Origin of the sequence: Gilliamella sp. CG22 (genome assembly GCF_046635725.1) — a bacterium.
In the GTDB taxonomy this organism is placed as follows: domain Bacteria; phylum Pseudomonadota; class Gammaproteobacteria; order Enterobacterales; family Orbaceae; genus Gilliamella; species Gilliamella apicola_I.
In genome coordinates, this window is record NZ_JBIDFK010000014.1 from 33,709 (window position 1) to 49,903 (window position 16,195).

Below are 16,195 nucleotides of genomic sequence, written 5' to 3' on the forward strand. Positions count from 1 at the left end.
CTTGCTCCTTAACGGTAATACGGTTTGCTTAATTTACGTTCTAACTGTTTTTGTAGCCATGAATAAGCAACAACCGTTAGCCAATAAACAATGCCGACCGCTAAATAGGTTTCAAAATAGAGAAAGGAGCTCGCCGTTAGCATTTTGCCTGCTGCTAGCAGTTCTTGTACGCCAACAAAAAAAGCGACAGACGAGTCTTTGAGTAATGAAATAAACATGTTACCGGTATTAGGCAAAGCATTGACCAATGCTTGTGGCAAAATAATGTTTCGGTAAACCTGAATCGTGCTTAGTCCCGAGGTTAGTCCTGCCTCTTTTTGTCCTGGGTCGACTGACGCCAGACCGGCACGGAAAATTTCGGCTAGATAAGCCGAATATTTTAAGCTAAAGCAGACAATAGCGGCGGTTGTTGCTCCCATGTGCTTTAATACAGGAAAGATCTGCGGTAAACCGTAATAAATAATAAAGAGCAATACGACCGAGGGAATCCCACGAAATAGCGAAATAAACAGCGAAAAAATTGCGTCAACAATGATGATTTTATTGTTACGTAACAATGCAATAGTCAGACCTAACACCATAGCAAATAAAATTGACACCACCGCAATAAAAAGTGTGACCGGTAGATACGGTAATATCTGAGGAAACACACTTAAAAAATAGTTTACATTAAAGTTCATGAGGTAATATCTTCACCAAAATATTTAATCGAAAGATTTTTTAACGTGCCGTTGTTGCGTAACTTGTCCAAAGCTTGATTAAACTTTTCACGTAATGCTTGACCTTTTTCATCTTTACTAAATGGAAAAGCAACTTGCTCAATCGTTATTGGCTCGCCTACTAATTTAAATGGAAGATTTTTACGTTTGATTTCAGCCAGTAAGATGGGTTTTGAATTAACATAACCTTCAACCCGTTGATATTCGGTATCATACATGGCTCCGTCACGGGTTTCGTAAGTTTTGATCGTCACTTCATTATTTGGAAAGGCTTTTTTCAAATTATTGATATGATTTGAACCTAACACGCCAGCAATGGTTTTACCTTTAAAATCAGATAACGTATTTATATCGTTATTTTCTTGATGGGTAACAATCTGACTACCGTAAAAACTATAAGGCTGAGAAAAATCATACTTAGCTTGGCGAGCAGGTGTGATTGCAACGGCATTGGCAATGGTATCTAAACGTCCAGAATCAAACTGTCCCATTAAGCCGCCAAATTCAGCAACTACCCATTCGACTTGATAACCCAGTTCATTGGCAATGGCTTCTGTCAGTTCAACATCAAATCCGATTAATCTATCTTGTTGTTTATAACCATTTGGATAACTTTGACCGGTTGAACCGACTCTTATGATCGGCTGCTTTGTGGTCGAATCTTGGCTATTTGTATCGCATCCGCATAATAATGTTAAACTGGCGAGTAGTATCGCAGAGAAAATAGTTTTGATTGTTTTCATTGTTTGTGATTCCTTTTTTTCCATTCAGTGTAGTTTTTATAATTAAAAATTTTTTCAAAATAGAGTGTGGTGTGATCAGAGGTTAAATCGGCTTGCCCAATAGGTTTATAACCTTTGTTGATGTAAAGTGTGGCTAACCATGGATGATTTGCGGCTGTTCCTAATGTCGCCGCAGGAAGTCTTAATTGTTTAATTAAGATTTGTTGTTCAACAAAATCCCATAACGCATGACCATAGCCTTGACCTTTATATTGTGGGTCAGTGGCAAACCAACCTAAATGCGGTAATCCATAAGGTCCGGGATTATTGCCCCATGGAAAACGAATCGTTAATGTTGAAATTAATTTACCCTGTTTTTCATAGAGATAAACAGCATTTGATTCAATATGATCGGCAATTTGTTTTTGATTAACTGTCGCAGCAGCAAAATGAATACCAAGTTGTAGGGTTGCTTGATAAGCATTATGCAATAGCGTTTGATAAGCTGGGATATCATTTTGCGTCATTAGGCGGAACGTCATACTAAGACTCCACTTTGATCAGCATACCGGATTACTTGTTCCACTTTTTCAGGTGCTAAACCAACATAATTAACGGGTTCTAACCAACTATCGAGTTCATCTTCGGTAAAGTCTTTATTCAAGATAGGATCAGCTAATAACACTGCTTTAAAGGTTTTATTTTGCTCAAAAGCTTGCATGGCGCTTTGATAAACCAAACGATGAGCGGTCTGTTTGCCTAATCGCTTGCCTATTTCAAACATCACTTTTTCAGACAGTAGTAAACCATTTTGTAAGGTTAAGTTAGTTAACATGCGTTCAGCATTGACTTTTAACCCTTGTAGTACAGCTAATGCCGTTTGTAGTTGTGAAGAAAGGTAGAGATTAATTTCAGGAAGAGCTATCCACTCGGCTCGCCAACTCATGGCGTCTCGCTCATGTTCAACTTTCATGGATTCATGAATTAAAGCGACACTTTTTAATAATGGTGCGGTTAAGCTAGCTAAGCCTTCTAATGCGGCGGGATTTCGTTTATGAGGCATAGTGGTTGAACCGATTTTTCCGTCAGAAAAGGGCTCTTCAACTTCGTTAATTTCAGTGCGCATTAAGTTATAAAACTCATTACCCATTTTACCCAGCGTCCCACTGATTAATCCAATGACGGATGCATATTCGGAAAACCGATCACGTGCAGCTTGCCAACCAATGTTGGGTGTATTGAGGTCTAATAAAGTTAATGTTCTGGCTTCAACTTGTACCCCTAATTCGCCCATGGCGGCATAAGTACAAATTGCACCACTGATATTACCCACTAAAACCCGCTGTTTAATTTCACTTAACCGCTGTAAATGGCGAACAAACTCATCCAACCAAACGGCAAGTTTAAACCCAAAAGTAGTAGGAAGTGCCTGCATACCATGAGTGCGTCCAACCGTAGGTAAATATTGATACTGCTTGGCTAACTTTTTTAATTCACATGCCACCAGTTTGGTATCACGTTCAATAATGGCAAATGATTGCTTAAGTTGTAAAACGGTTGCCGTATCGACAATATCTTGCGTGGTTGCACCATAATGAATAAATTGACCGGCATCGCCAACTTGATCTTGTAGCGCATTGATCGTTGACATTAAAGAGTGCTTGGCTTTCGCAGCTTGTTTGGCAATTTGTTCAATGGACAGTTTCGAAGCATCGGCTTTAGTAACGATTGCATCAGCGGCATCGCAAGGAATGACACCTAGTTCACCTTGTGCTTTTGCTAGTGCGACTTCTACAGCAACTTGCTTTTCTAAGCGATTTTGTTCTGACCAAATCGCTCGCATTTCACTGGTACTAAAATTATTACCTAAAATCAAATAATCAATAACATGTGACGCCACCGAAATATCCTCAAAGATTAATTAATGTTTTATTATTCAATTATTAAAGATTATTCAAACAGCGTCTAATATCCTCTTGGACTATGGATATAACTAAAAAGAATTAAGGTTGTTGGGTTTTGATCACGGGTGATTGAGGAAGTTAATTGTTGAATGTTTATTTCGTTTTGATGAATAGACTTAAATAGGGGAATTTTTTCAAAATTTCTTATTTTTTATTCGTATTATGCACGATACTTGATCTCTTTAATGTTATCATCGTGGGGACAACGTGAGCCTGCTTAATAAAAAGGAATAAATAGTGATGAATAACCAATTATTTAAATTAGTCTGCTTAGGCTCTTTTTTGACCTCTTTTGCCTATGGCGTGATGTTAACGCTGCCGTTATTTTTAACCGACACTTTAAAGCTTTCGTTGGTGATGTCGAGTGAAATTATTTCAATGGGGATCATTGGGGTGGTGGCGTCGATTTTGTCGATTCCTTATGTGTTGAAATCTGTTTCTACTAATGTTATTGCTGCAATGGGGGCGTTAATTTATGCCTTTGCTATCGCATTGATTTTGTATACAGGTGGTGTTTTTCTTTATATTGCAGGTTTGTTGCTTGGTGCAGGGTGGGGGATTATTTATACGTTGGGGCCGATTATGGTGTCGTCAACCAGTAATACTGCCGAATTAAGTCGTCATTTTATGTTTATTTCGGCATTTAATATGTTAGGTGCCGGATTATCGCCAGTGATAGTCAAAACACTGCTCGATTATAATATTGCTATTGAATATATGTTTATGTTTGCTGTGTTGTTGAGTTTGTTAGCCGGTGGGATATTTTTTAATGTAACCTTATCCAATAAGCAAAATAGCAGTAAATTATCGATTTTGCCAGTAATGAAAACCATTGTTACTTCAAATGCGGTCATTCCGTTGATAATGGTTTTTTTAGGCGCCTGTATTTACATTTCAATGATGAACTTTCAATTTGTGTTTGCGAAAGAGAAGAATTTAAACTTTTCGATATTTTATATTTCTTATACTTTTTCATTATTATTTGCCCGATTCTATCTGGCTAAATTTATTTTAAAACTGTCACAGCAGTTAGCCATGATCGGCTTGTTATTCATTATGTTGATCGCTTTGTGTCTGTTTTTGGTTACGACAAATAATATTTTTTATATTGTACCGTCATCATTATTAGGCATAAGTTATGGTTTGGTTTATCCGTTAATTCAAACTCAAATGGTTAAAGATATCGATGCTGAAAAGCGAAGTATTTATTTAACTATTTTTAGTTTAAGCTACTTTATTGGCGTGTTTGGCTATCCGTATCTGTTTAGTTTAGGATTAGATTCAAGCGGTGTTTTAGGCTCGTTTTTAGTGCTGATTTCACTGTGTGTGTTAGATATTGTATTTGCCTGTTTATTATTTAAAAAATTTACCAGATAAGTCGTGATATCCTTAATATGCAGAGGGATTGATTATCAATCCCTCATGCTGTCTTTATCAAACTAACACAACAGTTAATCAACAATAATGCCTAAAAATTGACATCACAAAATAGGTTTATAACACTTCAACTATCGATTCACACAGGCGTGACATATTATCAAGGGTCATGCCAGCGACATTGATCCTTCCCGAGTTCACAATGTAAATACCGTAGTCGTTACGCAGTTTCAGTACTTGTTGTTCTGTTAATCCACTGAAAGAAAACATGCCGTTTTGTTTAGCGATGAAGCTAAAATCTTGATTTGCACCTTTATCTTGTAATGTTTTGACAAATAATTGGCGCATACGATGAATACGTTGACGCATACTTGTCAATTCATCGATCCACTCTTCTTTTAATTCCTTGTTATTTAAAATATAAGATACAATTTTGGCGCCGTGAGCGGGTGGATTAGAATAATTGGCACGAATAATGGTTTTAACTTGGCTAAAAGCCCGATCCGCAATCTCCGTATCAGCAGCGATTAAGGTAAAAGCACCAACTCGTTCATTATATAGCCCAAAGTTTTTAGAGTATGAGCTAGCAATTAATAATTCTGGGTGATGATCGGTGAATAGTCGTAATCCATACACATCTTCTTCTATACCTTGTCCAAATCCTTGATAAGCTAAGTCAAACAACGGTAACCAACCATTTTTTAAGGCTAAATCTGAAATGGCTTGCCATTGTTCAGGAGTTGGATCGATACCGGTTGGATTGTGACAGCAACCGTGAAAAAGTACCGCCTCACCTGCTGCAATTTTACTTAAATCTTGCATCAATCCATCAAAGTCTAAGCTATGGGTTTGTGCATCATAATAACGGTATTCTCGCACTTCAAGACCAGCAGTTTGGAAGACACTTCGATGATTTGGCCATGAAGGATTACTGACCCAAATACGTTTTACTTTGGTTCGGCGAGCTAAAAAATCGGCCATGATTCGTAAAGCGCCTGTGCCTCCAGGTGCTTGTGCCGTTCTGGCTCGTTCATTTTCGTTACCAAATAATAAGATTTGTGTAGCGATATTAAATTCTTTGATTCCGTCAATGGATAAGTAACTTTTTGTGGTTTCGTTATTTAATAAAAATTGTTCGGCTTTTTTGACGCTTTCTAAAATAGGTGTTTGGGTGGTTTCATCTTTATAGACACCGACACTTAAATTAATCTTACTGGTGCGTTCATCTTTATTATAAAGATCGGCTAATCCAAGTATCGGGTCGGCCGGTGCTGCTGTTAAACTTTCAAACATAATTCACCTATTTCGTCTAATCACTTTCATCGCATTATATACATAATATTTTATAATACACAATTTCGATACATACAATTTGTGAATAAATGTTTAGACGATAATCTTGTTAATTTTTATGAATTATTTTTTTACATTAAATTGAAAGATTATTAAAAAATGATGTTAAATTTTCAGCTAATATCGTCAGTTCTCCACTAATGAGATCTTCTTTAACCACTTCGCCAGTTAAATTATTTATGGCGATAATTTCGGTACTTTCATCGGTAGAGGCAATAAAAATAGTTGGTATTCGTTTTAATCTTTTTTGTTGCGACAAATGGGCAATTAAGTTCTGCTCTAAATTTGAGAAATCGTCATCATTCCATGCTTGTAGTAATACTAAATGAGTATCAGCAAAGTTTGCGTTTATATTTCCGGCATATTGTGTGCCATAAAAAACATGAGCACTTTGACACAGATTGATGTTAACGACTTGTTCTACAATAGTTAGATCTCTTGCCGGCTCTAATAAAAAAGGTTGCCAATATACTGCAAGTTGCGCTGTTTTTAGTATACAAGGTGAAGGAATGGCATGTAATTCTTCACTTTTAGGGGCATAATCAAATTGAGTCATCCAACGAGAAGTAAAATCAAGTAAGGCTGTTTTTTCGGGTGATTTCATAAATAAGTTAAGTCTCTTTTTTGAATTTGTTTTATATTTTTCTTCTATTATACAAATTAAGTCTCTTTATGTTCTACTGAGTAAGTTCCAAATTTTTATTTTTCAAATAATGCGTAAAAAAATGTAAAGCAATTTTGGCTTTTTAGTGTGGTTAATATAAATTTTTAATATATCTAATATGATTTTATTGAAATGATAAATATTATTTGTAAATAACTCAAAATATTAATCTAACTATCGATGAAATATGAAGTTTAATTTTCTTGCTATCCTTTGCCGAAACGTGAATAATAAGGGGGGATATTTTTATCCTTGTAATGCAGCAATGGCGTTAGACATTACAGTTTGTCAAAACAAAATAGCGTAAGTAGAATCAAGATAATTAGATAATATGTTTATTTTAAACAATCATATAAAGATTTAGTTTATTTGCTAGAACCAATAAAATGAAGGTTTGCAAATTAACCATTGAAATAATATCAATAAATTATATATTTAGGAATAATTCGGCGTGTCATTTGTACTTTTGAATTTAGCGGTTATCCCCCTAAAATATTATTTTAATGTAGTCAATGTGAAATCGGTGTCACATAAAATAATAACAAAAATAACACAAATAAAATAATGAACACTGTATAGAAATATCGAATTAAGTACTTTTTTTATCATTGTTAAAATAAGCATTTATCAATAATACGATTCTACCTACAATTAATTAAGATTAATGAAGAGTGTAGAATAATGAAAAGAATGCTAATCAATGCAACCCAGCAAGAAGAGCTGCGAGTTGCGCTTGTTGATGGCCAACGCTTATATGATTTAGATATCGAAAGTCTTGGGCATGAGCAGAAAAAGGCCAATATCTATAAAGGTAAAATTACTAAAATCAATCCAAGTTTAGAGGCGGCTTTTGTTTCATATGGTGGAGAGCGAGATGGTTTTTTACCATTAAAAGAGATTGCCGATAGTTATTTTCCATCCAATATGACCGGTCGTCGCACCATTAAACATCTTGAAGAAGGTCAAGAAGTTCTCATTCAAATTGAAAAAGAGATTCGAGGCAAAAAAGGTGCTGCGTTAACGACTTATATTAGTCTTGCCGGTAGTTATTTAGTTTTAATGCCCAATGATCCACGTGCTGGTGGTGTGTCTCGCCGAATTGAAGGTGAAGATCGTGCAGATTTAAAACGTATTATTGACGCTATTGAAAAGCCTAAAGGCATGGGCGTAATTGCCAGAACGGCGGGTGTTGGTAAAAGCCAAGAAGAGTTACAACAAGATTTAGATGCGTTAGTCAATTATTGGGCAGCGATTCAAAATGAAGCTAAGAATCATCCAGCACCAAGTTTAATCCACAAGGAAAGTGATATTATTACCCGAGCATTTCGTGATTATTTACGTGATGATGTGGGTGATATATTAATCGATAATCCGAAAGTCCTTGAGATCGCTAAAAAACGATTAGTTGATTTGGGGCGTGTTGAATACGTTAATCGACTAAAACTTTATGAGGGGGATGTACCTCTATTCAACCATTTTCAAATTGAAGGTCAAATTGAATCTGCGTTTCAACGTGAAGTGCGTTTACCTTCTGGCGGTTCTATTGTAATTGATGCGACCGAAGCATTAACAGCAATCGATATTAACTCCGCTAAATCGATACGGGGCAGTGACATTGAAGAAACGGCCTTTAACACTAATCTTGAGGCAGCTGAAGAAATTGCTCGTCAACTACGTTTACGTGACTTAGGTGGTCTGATTGTTATCGATTTTATCGATATGACACCAATTCGTAACCAACGTGAAGTTGAAAATCGCTTAAAAGAGGCGATGAAAACAGACAGAGCACGTATTCAAACAACACGAATTTCTCGATTTGGTCTGCTTGAAATGTCACGCCAACGATTAAGTCCGTCTTTGCGTGAAGCGACTCATCACATTTGTCCACGTTGTCAAGGAACGGGAACGATTCGTGATAATAATTCATTATCGCTTTCTATTCTTCGATTAATTCAAGAAGAAGCGATGAAAGATAACACTGTCCAAATTGATGTTATCGTGCCAGTGCCAATTGCCAGCTATTTATTAAATGAAAAACGTCGTGCGATTAATAATATCGAAAGAATGCACCCTGATGTAAAAATTGTCATTGTGGGTGATGAAGAGATGGAAACGCCACTTTATAAAGTGATTCGTAAACGTGTTGGCGAAGAGACTGATGTACTGAGTTATAACTTACCGAAATTAATCCGAGAATTGGAAGAAGAGGAAGAAGACGCAGCGGCTGAAATCATCGTCGAACAAGCGGTATTATCGGGACCAAAAGTCGAAGCGAACACGACATCGAAAGAAAAGAGCGAGCCTAAAGTTGAAAAATCTGGGGGCTTGTTCAGTGGATTATTTAGTAAGTTACGCAAATTATTTGTTGCTGAAAAAAGTGAACCTGAACCAGAAGTTAAACCAAAACCGACTAAAAGACGTGAAAATAATCGTTCGAATAGTCGCCGTCAGCGTAATAGTCGTAATAGCAATGGTGCAAATGCTAATAACAGCGCAGCAACAGAAGACGTGAAAGAGACTACTCGTAGTAACAGTCGTCGTACTAAGCAAAATAATAGTCATTCGGCGAATGCGGTAAATGCGACTAAAGCTGAAAAAACAGCGAATAGTAATGAAGTGGTCACACCGAAACAAAAAGAAGTGAAACCAAGACGTCAACAACGTTCATTGACAAAAAGCGTACGTGTGAAAAATAGTGAAGCACCGATTCAAGTCAATGAAGAGCGTGTTGTTATTCCATCGTTATTATTACCGGTGATAGTGCCTGAACAGGCTGAGACAACACCTGTTTTAGAGTCACAACCAAAACGTCAACGACGCACTTCCAGACATCTACGTATGAATGGACAACGTAATAAACGACGGGTACGAAGTGGCGATCTTAAAAAATCACCTATGCCGTTACAATTTGCTGCTGCATCTCTTGAATTGGCATTAGGTCGGGTTGCGATTGATTATAGTCAAATCACACAAGATGAACCAAGTAATGTGGTTCCTGTTATTCCTTCACTTTTATTACCTGTTATCGTTAAAAATGAAGTGACAGAAGCCCGTTCTGAACCGACAATTGACACAGCTGATTTGAATGATGTATCTATCAATTCTGAATCAACTCAAGTTCATGATGCTGCAAAAGACAGTGAACAAGAAAGTCATGATAGCGATGTGAATACTGATGTGTCTCAAGCTACGGGTCACGCTTCGTCAGTGATGACTAAAGCCCCTGCACCAGAGTATGTGGATTCTGAAATTGGTTTCAAACTACGGGAAGAATCAGACTATCACTTTGAAGGGAAAGGAGAAGCGGGCGGTTTAAGCTCTCAAAACCATGCCTTTGCTAAAGCAAGTAAACCTTCCTATCCTTCAGAATAATAGTTTCAAAACTGATATTTATAAACAGAGTGGTCATCAGACCACTTCTGTTCCTACTTAGACAAATAAAAGCGATAAGATAAACATGATTATTTATATTTTGAAAAAAATAGTCACTTTTGTATTAATTATCTGCATTTTGGCTCAGATCAGCTTTTGCCTTGTCTATTTTTCGCCCCATTCTATGTTTAATCATCTTCATATTGTTGATGCTTACAGTTCTTTCTTTAGGCAATTATTGCAAGGACAATTCACATTAACTTCAGGGGAAAAGGTCTCGTTTCTTTATACTTTATCCGCGACGATTGAACTGTGTATTCTAGCCTTAGCGGTAGCACTAATTGTTGGTTTACCGTTGGGTATCTTTTTAGGACTAAGTAATATTAATTGGTTAAATAGCACAATTCGGTTAGGGTGCTTATTACTATATTCATGTCCTATTGTGATGCTAATTGTGATTGTTATGTTTTGGGTCTCTCCAAATTGGTCTGTATCAATACATTTTGATACCTCTTCCTCCGCTATTGGTACATCGTTATTGGAAATTTTACTGTCTGATAAACAGAATAAAATAGATTTATTGATTGAGCAGTTTCAATATTTGAAACTTCCGATAATCATTCTTGCGATACAGCCTAGCATTATGACTATTCAGCTTATTAGCCAAAATGTCAAAAATACCTCACGCCAGAACTACATAAAAATGGCTGCAATTCGAGAAAGGTCACCTTTAAAAATTTTACGACGACATTTATTGCCCAATACCATTCCAGCAACTATTCCTCAATTGACTTATAATACGACTACATTGTTGTTTTCAACAATGATTGTCGGAATATTATTTAACCGTGTTGGCTTAGGACAATGGGTCATGGGTGCTTATCATCATCATAGTTATTTTATTATCTCAATTGCTATTTTTGCTTGTGGAACGGTGATAAGCTTTTTAACACTATTGGGCGAAATTACCGCTGTGGCTATTTATCCATTACGTCATAAGGAACATCATGTCTAAGGTAACAAGGTTATTAAATAGCGTGGCATTGTGTTTTAATAAGCTACATAGTAATCTTTATTCAATTGTTGGCTTTTATGGCATTATGGCAATTGTCTTTGTTGCTGTTTCAACAAAGTGGTTTTTTCATGCTCATTTAGATCCTATTTATGCAAGTTCCTTACCGCCAGCATGGTTTATGAATGGCGATATTAATCACATTTTAGGCACCAATGCTAAAGGACAAGATATCTTTGATTACTTATTAATTGGTTATCGCTCAACCTTATCGATGACACTAAAAGCGGTATTTTATGTTGTTGTGATTGCAGGATTAATTAATTATTTAATGTTCTTTATTCCATTTCTACGATCTTTTATTTTATTGATTTTCCGATTTTTTATGGTCGTACCGCCTTTATTGGGGGTTATCGTTGTCAGTATGTTATTTGAAGATGACATAACCAATATGTTGTTAATCATTGGGTTATCTTATTCACCACGATTTATATACAATATCCATCAACGAGTGATTAAGGAGTGGAATAAAACTTATATCACGGCTTATCGGCTTGATGGTTTATCCAAAATAACGATTTTAAATCACTATATTTTGCCTAATATTCTGCCGGTCTATTTAACTGAAATTGTATCGTTATTTAGCTCAATTATCTTAGCCATTACCAGCATCACCTTTTTAGGTTTTGCTAACGATACCTCCAGACCCGATTTAGGGATGATGATGTTTAAAATGAAAGACATTATTGGTACCAATTACTTGGCCTTTTTATCCCCCGGAATTGCGGTTTCAGCTACCATTATCTTTGTTTATTTATTAAACTTTGGATTAAATGGTCGACGAGCAGGGCATTAATCATGGCATTGTTAGATATTCGTAATTTAACGATTGAGTTTATTACTCCTGACGGTCTGTTACGTGCTATCGACCGGGTTAACCTTAGATTATCAGAAGGTGAAATTCGAGGATTAGTAGGCGAATCCGGTTCTGGTAAAAGCTTAATTGCGAAAGCGATTTTAGGGATCACCAATCACAATTGGAAAATTTCGGCAGATCGCTTTCATTTTAATAATATTGATTTATTAAAACTTACGCCTAAACAACGCCGTAAAGTTATTAGTGCGAATATTTCCATGATATTCCAAGAACCACAATCATGTTTAGATCCATCAATGAAAATTGGGCAACAACTGATCGAGGCGATACCTAGACGCACCTTTAAAGGTCATTGGTGGCAACGGCTATTTTGGCGTAAAAATCGTGCGATTGAACTATTGCATCGGGTTGGAATCAAAGAGCATAAAGAAATATTAAAGTCTTATCCGTTTGAACTGACAGAAGGTGAATGTCAAAAAGTCATGATAGCCATTGCATTGGCCAATCAACCTAAATTACTCATTGCCGATGAGCCGACTAATGCCATGGAAGCCACGACAGAAGCCCAAATTTTTAGGCTACTGGCTAGCATGAATCAAAATATGGGCACCACGATTTTACTTATTAGCCATGATTTGCAAATGATTACAAGGTGGACAGATCGAATTAATGTATTGTATTGTGGACAGACGGTTGAAGTGGCGGATAGCGAAGATTTAATAAAATCGCCTTATCACCCTTATACACAGGCACTCATTTACGCCATTCCAGATTTTGGTAAGGCAATGCCACATAAAAGCCCGTTAAATACTTTACCGGGTGTTATTCCGTCACTTGAGCATTTACCTATTGGCTGTCGATTGGGCCCACGTTGTCCTTATGCACAAAAAAAATGTATTCAAGCACCCGAATTAATCCAAATTAAAGATCACTTTGTTGCTTGTCATTTTCCTTTAAATACTGATGAGTAAAATTATCAATACCAGGACTAAACCATGAACCCAATTTTAAAAGTGCGTAATTTGTCAAAGCAATTTAAAATTCCTAAAGGATTTTTGGGGCATCTATACATTGATGCTGTTAAACCAATATCTTTTTCGATCAATGAAGGAAAAACCTTGGCAATTATTGGTCAGAATGGATCGGGCAAATCAACATTAGCTAAAATGTTAGTTGGAATGGTCAAACCGGATAGTGGTGATATTTGGATTGATGGCACAAAAGTCGAATACGGCGATTATAGTTACCGTTGTCAACTTATTCGCATGATTTTTCAACATGTTGAAAGCTCTTTTGATCCAAGACTTCGCATTGGTCAATTGCTTGAAATTCCACTCAAACACAATACACATTACGATGCGTTTGAACGTGAAAAAATGATAAGCGACGTATTAAAGCAAGTTGGGTTACTGCCTGAACATGCTTCTTATTATCCAGCGGTGATGGCATCGGGGCAAAAACAACGGGTCGCCCTAGCGAGAGCATTAATTCTAAAACCTAAAGTTATTATTTTAGACGAAGCGTTAGCCGCATTAGATATCTCGATGCGTTCACAGATTGTTAATTTGATGTTGTCATTACAAGCCGAGCATAACATCTCTTATATTTATGTGACTCAAGATATAGGTATGATGAAGCATATCAGTGATCAAATCTTAGTGATGCACAAAGGCGAACTTGTTGAATACGGGAATACCGCCGAAGTGTTAGCCTCGCCACTTAGTGATATCACGCAAAAACTCGTTAATAGCTATTTTGGCGAAGCGTTAACCGCTGACTCATGGCGCACCGATACACGGGCTTTTTAACTCTTCCCTTACTGTTGTCAATTATCCAATCTAAAAAAGACCAATGCGAATTTAACGTTATTCGTATATAGTAGTATCATGATTTTCTTTGAGATATTGGATTTAGCTAATCAAAATAAAAACCTCGACAAATAATCTAAAACATCTTATATTTAGCTATACAGATTTCTAGACGTCTATTTTAGGTTTTAAAAGATTGTTGATTATTAGGAGTTTTTGCTATGCCTATTTGTATTCCTGATTCATTACCAGCCGTTGATGTACTTCGTAAAGAAAATATTTTTATCATGACATCTTCTCGTGCAAATACACAAGAAATTCGTCCGCTAAAACTGCTCTTTCTTAATCTTATGCCTAAAAAAATAGAGACAGAAAACCAATTTTTACGACTACTTTCTAACTCCTCATTACAAGTCGATATTCAACTATTACGTATTGATCAGCGTGAATCGAAAAATACACCAGTCGAGCATTTAAATAGTTTCTATTGTGATTTTGACGATATACGTGAACAAAATTTTGATGGGCTTATTATCACTGGCGCACCGTTAGGAAAAGTGGCCTTTACGGATGTAGTCTATTGGTCAAAATTAGTTGAAATTATCACATGGGCAAAAGAACATGTCACCTCAACCATGTTTGTGTGTTGGGCAGTACAAGCCGCATTGAATGTACTTTATGATTTACCAAAATTTACACGATCACATAAATTATCTGGGGTTTATCAGCATCAGATTTTACAACCTAATGCCATTTTAACCCGAGGATTCGATGACTCTTTTTTAGCACCGCATTCACGGTATGCAGATTTTCCGATTGAAAAAATAAAAAATTATACCGATCTTTCAATACTGGCAGATTCAGATATCACTGGGCCTTATTTAATGGCAACAGCAGATAAACGGATGGCATTTGTTACCGGGCATCCTGAATATGACTCTTTTACTTTAGCCAATGAATATTTCCGTGATCTTAAAGCTGGCATTCAGCCAACTATCCCAGAAAATTATTTTCCTCATAATAATCCAGACTTAACCCCTAAAGCTACATGGCGTAGTCACGCTTATTTATTGTTCAGCAATTGGCTTAACTATTATGTCTATCAATTAACACCATTTGATTTAACGACACGCAATTTAACAATTGATGATTAAACCAAACATAAAGAAATTATACCTAGATTAAAAGAGCCAAAAATAAATTAATTATTCTAACTTTGATCGGCTATTGCTTGTGCAATACCATTTGATTAATGATTTATAATTAGAATTTGTTTGTTGAGATTAAAAAAATAACGGGTAATCATTTCCAATAAATTGCGTATTTATTTCTAAAAAAGAAAAAAAAGCTTGTCGCCTGTCAAAAAATAATCTATCCTAAAAAAATGGTTTTATATAAAAATGCAAAATAAAACCATAAAATGCAAAATGTTAGCTTTAAATCGTCAGTTTAAGCTTATGCATTACGGATTTGGTATATAAGGGATAGAGAACAACAAGCTGTATGAAATGTTATAAATTGATTACTCAAAAAGAGTGGCTGGCACTACAAAAGAAAGCCCCCGAAAGTCTGTTAGCCCAGTATGGGTTTTATGAGTTTCCCAAAACACAGTTACAAGCATCCGGTTATAACACCGTTCGTTACGATTACAGCGCAGCACAAGAAGAAGCTATTGCTCATTGCGTTCAACATCCTGAACAATGTCAACAGCTTTACCCGACACTGGAAAACTTGGGGTTATATTATGGCAACAATCACTATGGTCATGATAACGCCAAAGTTACGCAAGCCTTAACAGAAGCACTGACAACCGGTCGGGCGTTGTTAATTGAAAAACCACTCACATTTGATTGTGGATTATTACCGCCTCAAACCAATTTTTTAAGACTACCGAGTAACAAAGAGCCACGTAGATTAACCCCGGCAGAAATACGGGAACGGGAGTTGTCTTTCTTTGATGATAATAACTGGATAGAATTCAGTGTCGAAAACTTACCGAATCACTCTTTTACGTTATTTAATAACAGTAATCAACGAATGATTTATCAGGGTCAACTTGATAGTCGAGGACACGCTTACGTCAATCTTGAGCCGGATATAAAATTAGTGGATGTCGTCTTTGACCGCCAAGCACAACACCGAGCCTGGTATCAAGATGTCCCCTTACAGATATTGGGTGGTTTACGAGATGCAGGGCAAAGTACACTCGATTTATTATGGGATAGCAACTTAATTAATCCGATATTGCCACTATTTTTTGCTCGAGTGCATGCAGAAATTATCAGTGATAAACCGATTGGTCAGGCACCCAATCCTATACAAATGCC

14 protein-coding genes are annotated in these 16,195 nt (G+C 36.4%); 8 read left to right on the forward strand and 6 right to left on the reverse strand.

Annotated elements, in window-relative coordinates; all coding sequences use genetic code 11:
- Nucleotides 1-8: 8 nt before the first annotated feature.
- Genes ACGH46_RS10415 through purB form a run of 4 tightly spaced genes read right to left on the reverse strand, consistent with a single transcriptional unit; the run spans nucleotide 9 to nucleotide 3,341 of the window.
- On the reverse strand, nucleotides 9-680 hold the full coding sequence (locus ACGH46_RS10415) for an amino acid ABC transporter permease (protein ID WP_220216019.1): 672 nt from the start codon (nucleotides 678-680) through the stop codon (nucleotides 9-11).
- The gene (locus tag ACGH46_RS10420) at nucleotides 677-1,462 is read right to left on the reverse strand and encodes an amino acid ABC transporter substrate-binding protein (RefSeq protein WP_411605564.1); all 786 of its coding nucleotides are present in this window, start codon (nucleotides 1,460-1,462) and stop codon (nucleotides 677-679) included. Before ACGH46_RS10420 ends, ACGH46_RS10415 begins: the two co-directional genes overlap by 4 nt.
- Nucleotides 1,459-1,983, reverse strand: coding sequence for a GNAT family N-acetyltransferase (locus ACGH46_RS10425; RefSeq protein ID WP_411605566.1), 525 nt, complete (start codon nucleotides 1,981-1,983; stop codon nucleotides 1,459-1,461). Before ACGH46_RS10425 ends, ACGH46_RS10420 begins: the two co-directional genes overlap by 4 nt.
- On the reverse strand, nucleotides 1,980-3,341 hold the full coding sequence (gene purB, locus ACGH46_RS10430) for an adenylosuccinate lyase (protein ID WP_411605568.1): 1,362 nt from the start codon (nucleotides 3,339-3,341) through the stop codon (nucleotides 1,980-1,982). Before purB ends, ACGH46_RS10425 begins: the two co-directional genes overlap by 4 nt.
- Before the next feature lie 304 nt (nucleotides 3,342-3,645).
- Between purB and ACGH46_RS10435 the strand changes: the two genes are divergently transcribed.
- Nucleotides 3,646-4,782, forward strand: coding sequence for an MFS transporter (locus ACGH46_RS10435; protein WP_411605570.1), 1,137 nt, complete (start codon nucleotides 3,646-3,648; stop codon nucleotides 4,780-4,782).
- A gap of 117 nt (nucleotides 4,783-4,899) precedes the next feature.
- Here the strand turns inward: ACGH46_RS10435 and ACGH46_RS10440 are convergent, their stop codons facing one another.
- Together ACGH46_RS10440 and syd are read right to left on the reverse strand one after the other, a co-directional pair.
- Nucleotides 4,900-6,075, reverse strand: a complete 1,176-nt coding sequence (locus ACGH46_RS10440) for an aromatic amino acid transaminase (protein WP_411597403.1) — start codon at nucleotides 6,073-6,075, stop codon at nucleotides 4,900-4,902.
- A 136-nt stretch (nucleotides 6,076-6,211) separates the two neighbouring features.
- Nucleotides 6,212-6,739, reverse strand: a complete 528-nt coding sequence (gene syd / locus ACGH46_RS10445) for a SecY-interacting protein (RefSeq protein ID WP_220216013.1) — start codon at nucleotides 6,737-6,739, stop codon at nucleotides 6,212-6,214.
- A 750-nt stretch (nucleotides 6,740-7,489) separates the two neighbouring features.
- On the opposite strand from syd, the gene rne reads away from it, so the two are divergent.
- The 7 genes from rne to ACGH46_RS10480 all read left to right on the forward strand — a co-directional run.
- Nucleotides 7,490-10,171 (forward strand): ribonuclease E, encoded by a 2,682-nt coding sequence (gene rne / locus ACGH46_RS10450; RefSeq protein WP_411605574.1) that lies wholly within the window; start codon nucleotides 7,490-7,492, stop codon nucleotides 10,169-10,171.
- 85 nt (nucleotides 10,172-10,256) lie between these two features.
- Nucleotides 10,257-11,186 carry an ABC transporter permease subunit gene (locus tag ACGH46_RS10455; protein ID WP_267360668.1) on the forward strand — a complete coding sequence of 310 codons (930 nt, stop codon included), beginning with the start codon at nucleotides 10,257-10,259 and terminating at the stop codon, nucleotides 11,184-11,186.
- Nucleotides 11,179-12,039 (forward strand): ABC transporter permease subunit, encoded by an 861-nt coding sequence (locus ACGH46_RS10460; protein WP_220216010.1) that lies wholly within the window; start codon nucleotides 11,179-11,181, stop codon nucleotides 12,037-12,039. The genes ACGH46_RS10455 and ACGH46_RS10460 overlap by 8 nt, the downstream gene beginning before the upstream one ends.
- Before the next feature lie 2 nt (nucleotides 12,040-12,041).
- The gene (gene sapD, locus ACGH46_RS10465; RefSeq protein ID WP_065559789.1) at nucleotides 12,042-13,031 is read left to right on the forward strand and encodes a putrescine export ABC transporter ATP-binding protein SapD; all 990 of its coding nucleotides are present in this window, start codon (nucleotides 12,042-12,044) and stop codon (nucleotides 13,029-13,031) included.
- Between the two features lie 24 nt (nucleotides 13,032-13,055).
- Nucleotides 13,056-13,868 carry an ATP-binding cassette domain-containing protein gene (locus ACGH46_RS10470; protein ID WP_220216008.1) on the forward strand — a complete coding sequence of 271 codons (813 nt, stop codon included), beginning with the start codon at nucleotides 13,056-13,058 and terminating at the stop codon, nucleotides 13,866-13,868.
- Between the two features lie 221 nt (nucleotides 13,869-14,089).
- Nucleotides 14,090-15,022: a homoserine O-acetyltransferase MetA gene (metA, locus tag ACGH46_RS10475; protein WP_220216007.1), complete on the forward strand. Its 933-nt coding sequence runs from the start codon at nucleotides 14,090-14,092 to the stop codon at nucleotides 15,020-15,022.
- 349 nt (nucleotides 15,023-15,371) lie between these two features.
- The coding region (locus ACGH46_RS10480; protein ID WP_411605572.1) for a hypothetical protein at nucleotides 15,372-16,195 on the forward strand (824 nt) is incomplete at its 3' end.

What these genes read in the sequence shown, in the direction of transcription:
- ACGH46_RS10415 (WP_220216019.1), bottom strand. Translation starts at nt 680, where the DNA reads ATGAACTTTAATGTAAACTATTTTTTAAGTGTGTTTCCTCAGATATTA.
- ACGH46_RS10420 (WP_411605564.1), bottom strand. Translation starts at nt 1,462, where the DNA reads ATGAAAACAATCAAAACTATTTTCTCTGCGATACTACTCGCCAGTTTA.
- ACGH46_RS10425 (WP_411605566.1), bottom strand. Translation starts at nt 1,983, where the DNA reads ATGACGTTCCGCCTAATGACGCAAAATGATATCCCAGCTTATCAAACG.
- ACGH46_RS10435 (WP_411605570.1), top strand. Translation starts at nt 3,646, where the DNA reads ATGAATAACCAATTATTTAAATTAGTCTGCTTAGGCTCTTTTTTGACC.
- ACGH46_RS10440 (WP_411597403.1), bottom strand. Translation starts at nt 6,075, where the DNA reads ATGTTTGAAAGTTTAACAGCAGCACCGGCCGACCCGATACTTGGATTA.
- syd (WP_220216013.1), bottom strand. Translation starts at nt 6,739, where the DNA reads ATGAAATCACCCGAAAAAACAGCCTTACTTGATTTTACTTCTCGTTGG.
- rne (WP_411605574.1), top strand. Translation starts at nt 7,490, where the DNA reads ATGCTAATCAATGCAACCCAGCAAGAAGAGCTGCGAGTTGCGCTTGTT.
- ACGH46_RS10455 (WP_267360668.1), top strand. Translation starts at nt 10,257, where the DNA reads ATGATTATTTATATTTTGAAAAAAATAGTCACTTTTGTATTAATTATC.
- ACGH46_RS10460 (WP_220216010.1), top strand. Translation starts at nt 11,179, where the DNA reads ATGTCTAAGGTAACAAGGTTATTAAATAGCGTGGCATTGTGTTTTAAT.
- sapD (WP_065559789.1), top strand. Translation starts at nt 12,042, where the DNA reads ATGGCATTGTTAGATATTCGTAATTTAACGATTGAGTTTATTACTCCT.
- ACGH46_RS10470 (WP_220216008.1), top strand. Translation starts at nt 13,056, where the DNA reads ATGAACCCAATTTTAAAAGTGCGTAATTTGTCAAAGCAATTTAAAATT.
- metA (WP_220216007.1), top strand. Translation starts at nt 14,090, where the DNA reads ATGCCTATTTGTATTCCTGATTCATTACCAGCCGTTGATGTACTTCGT.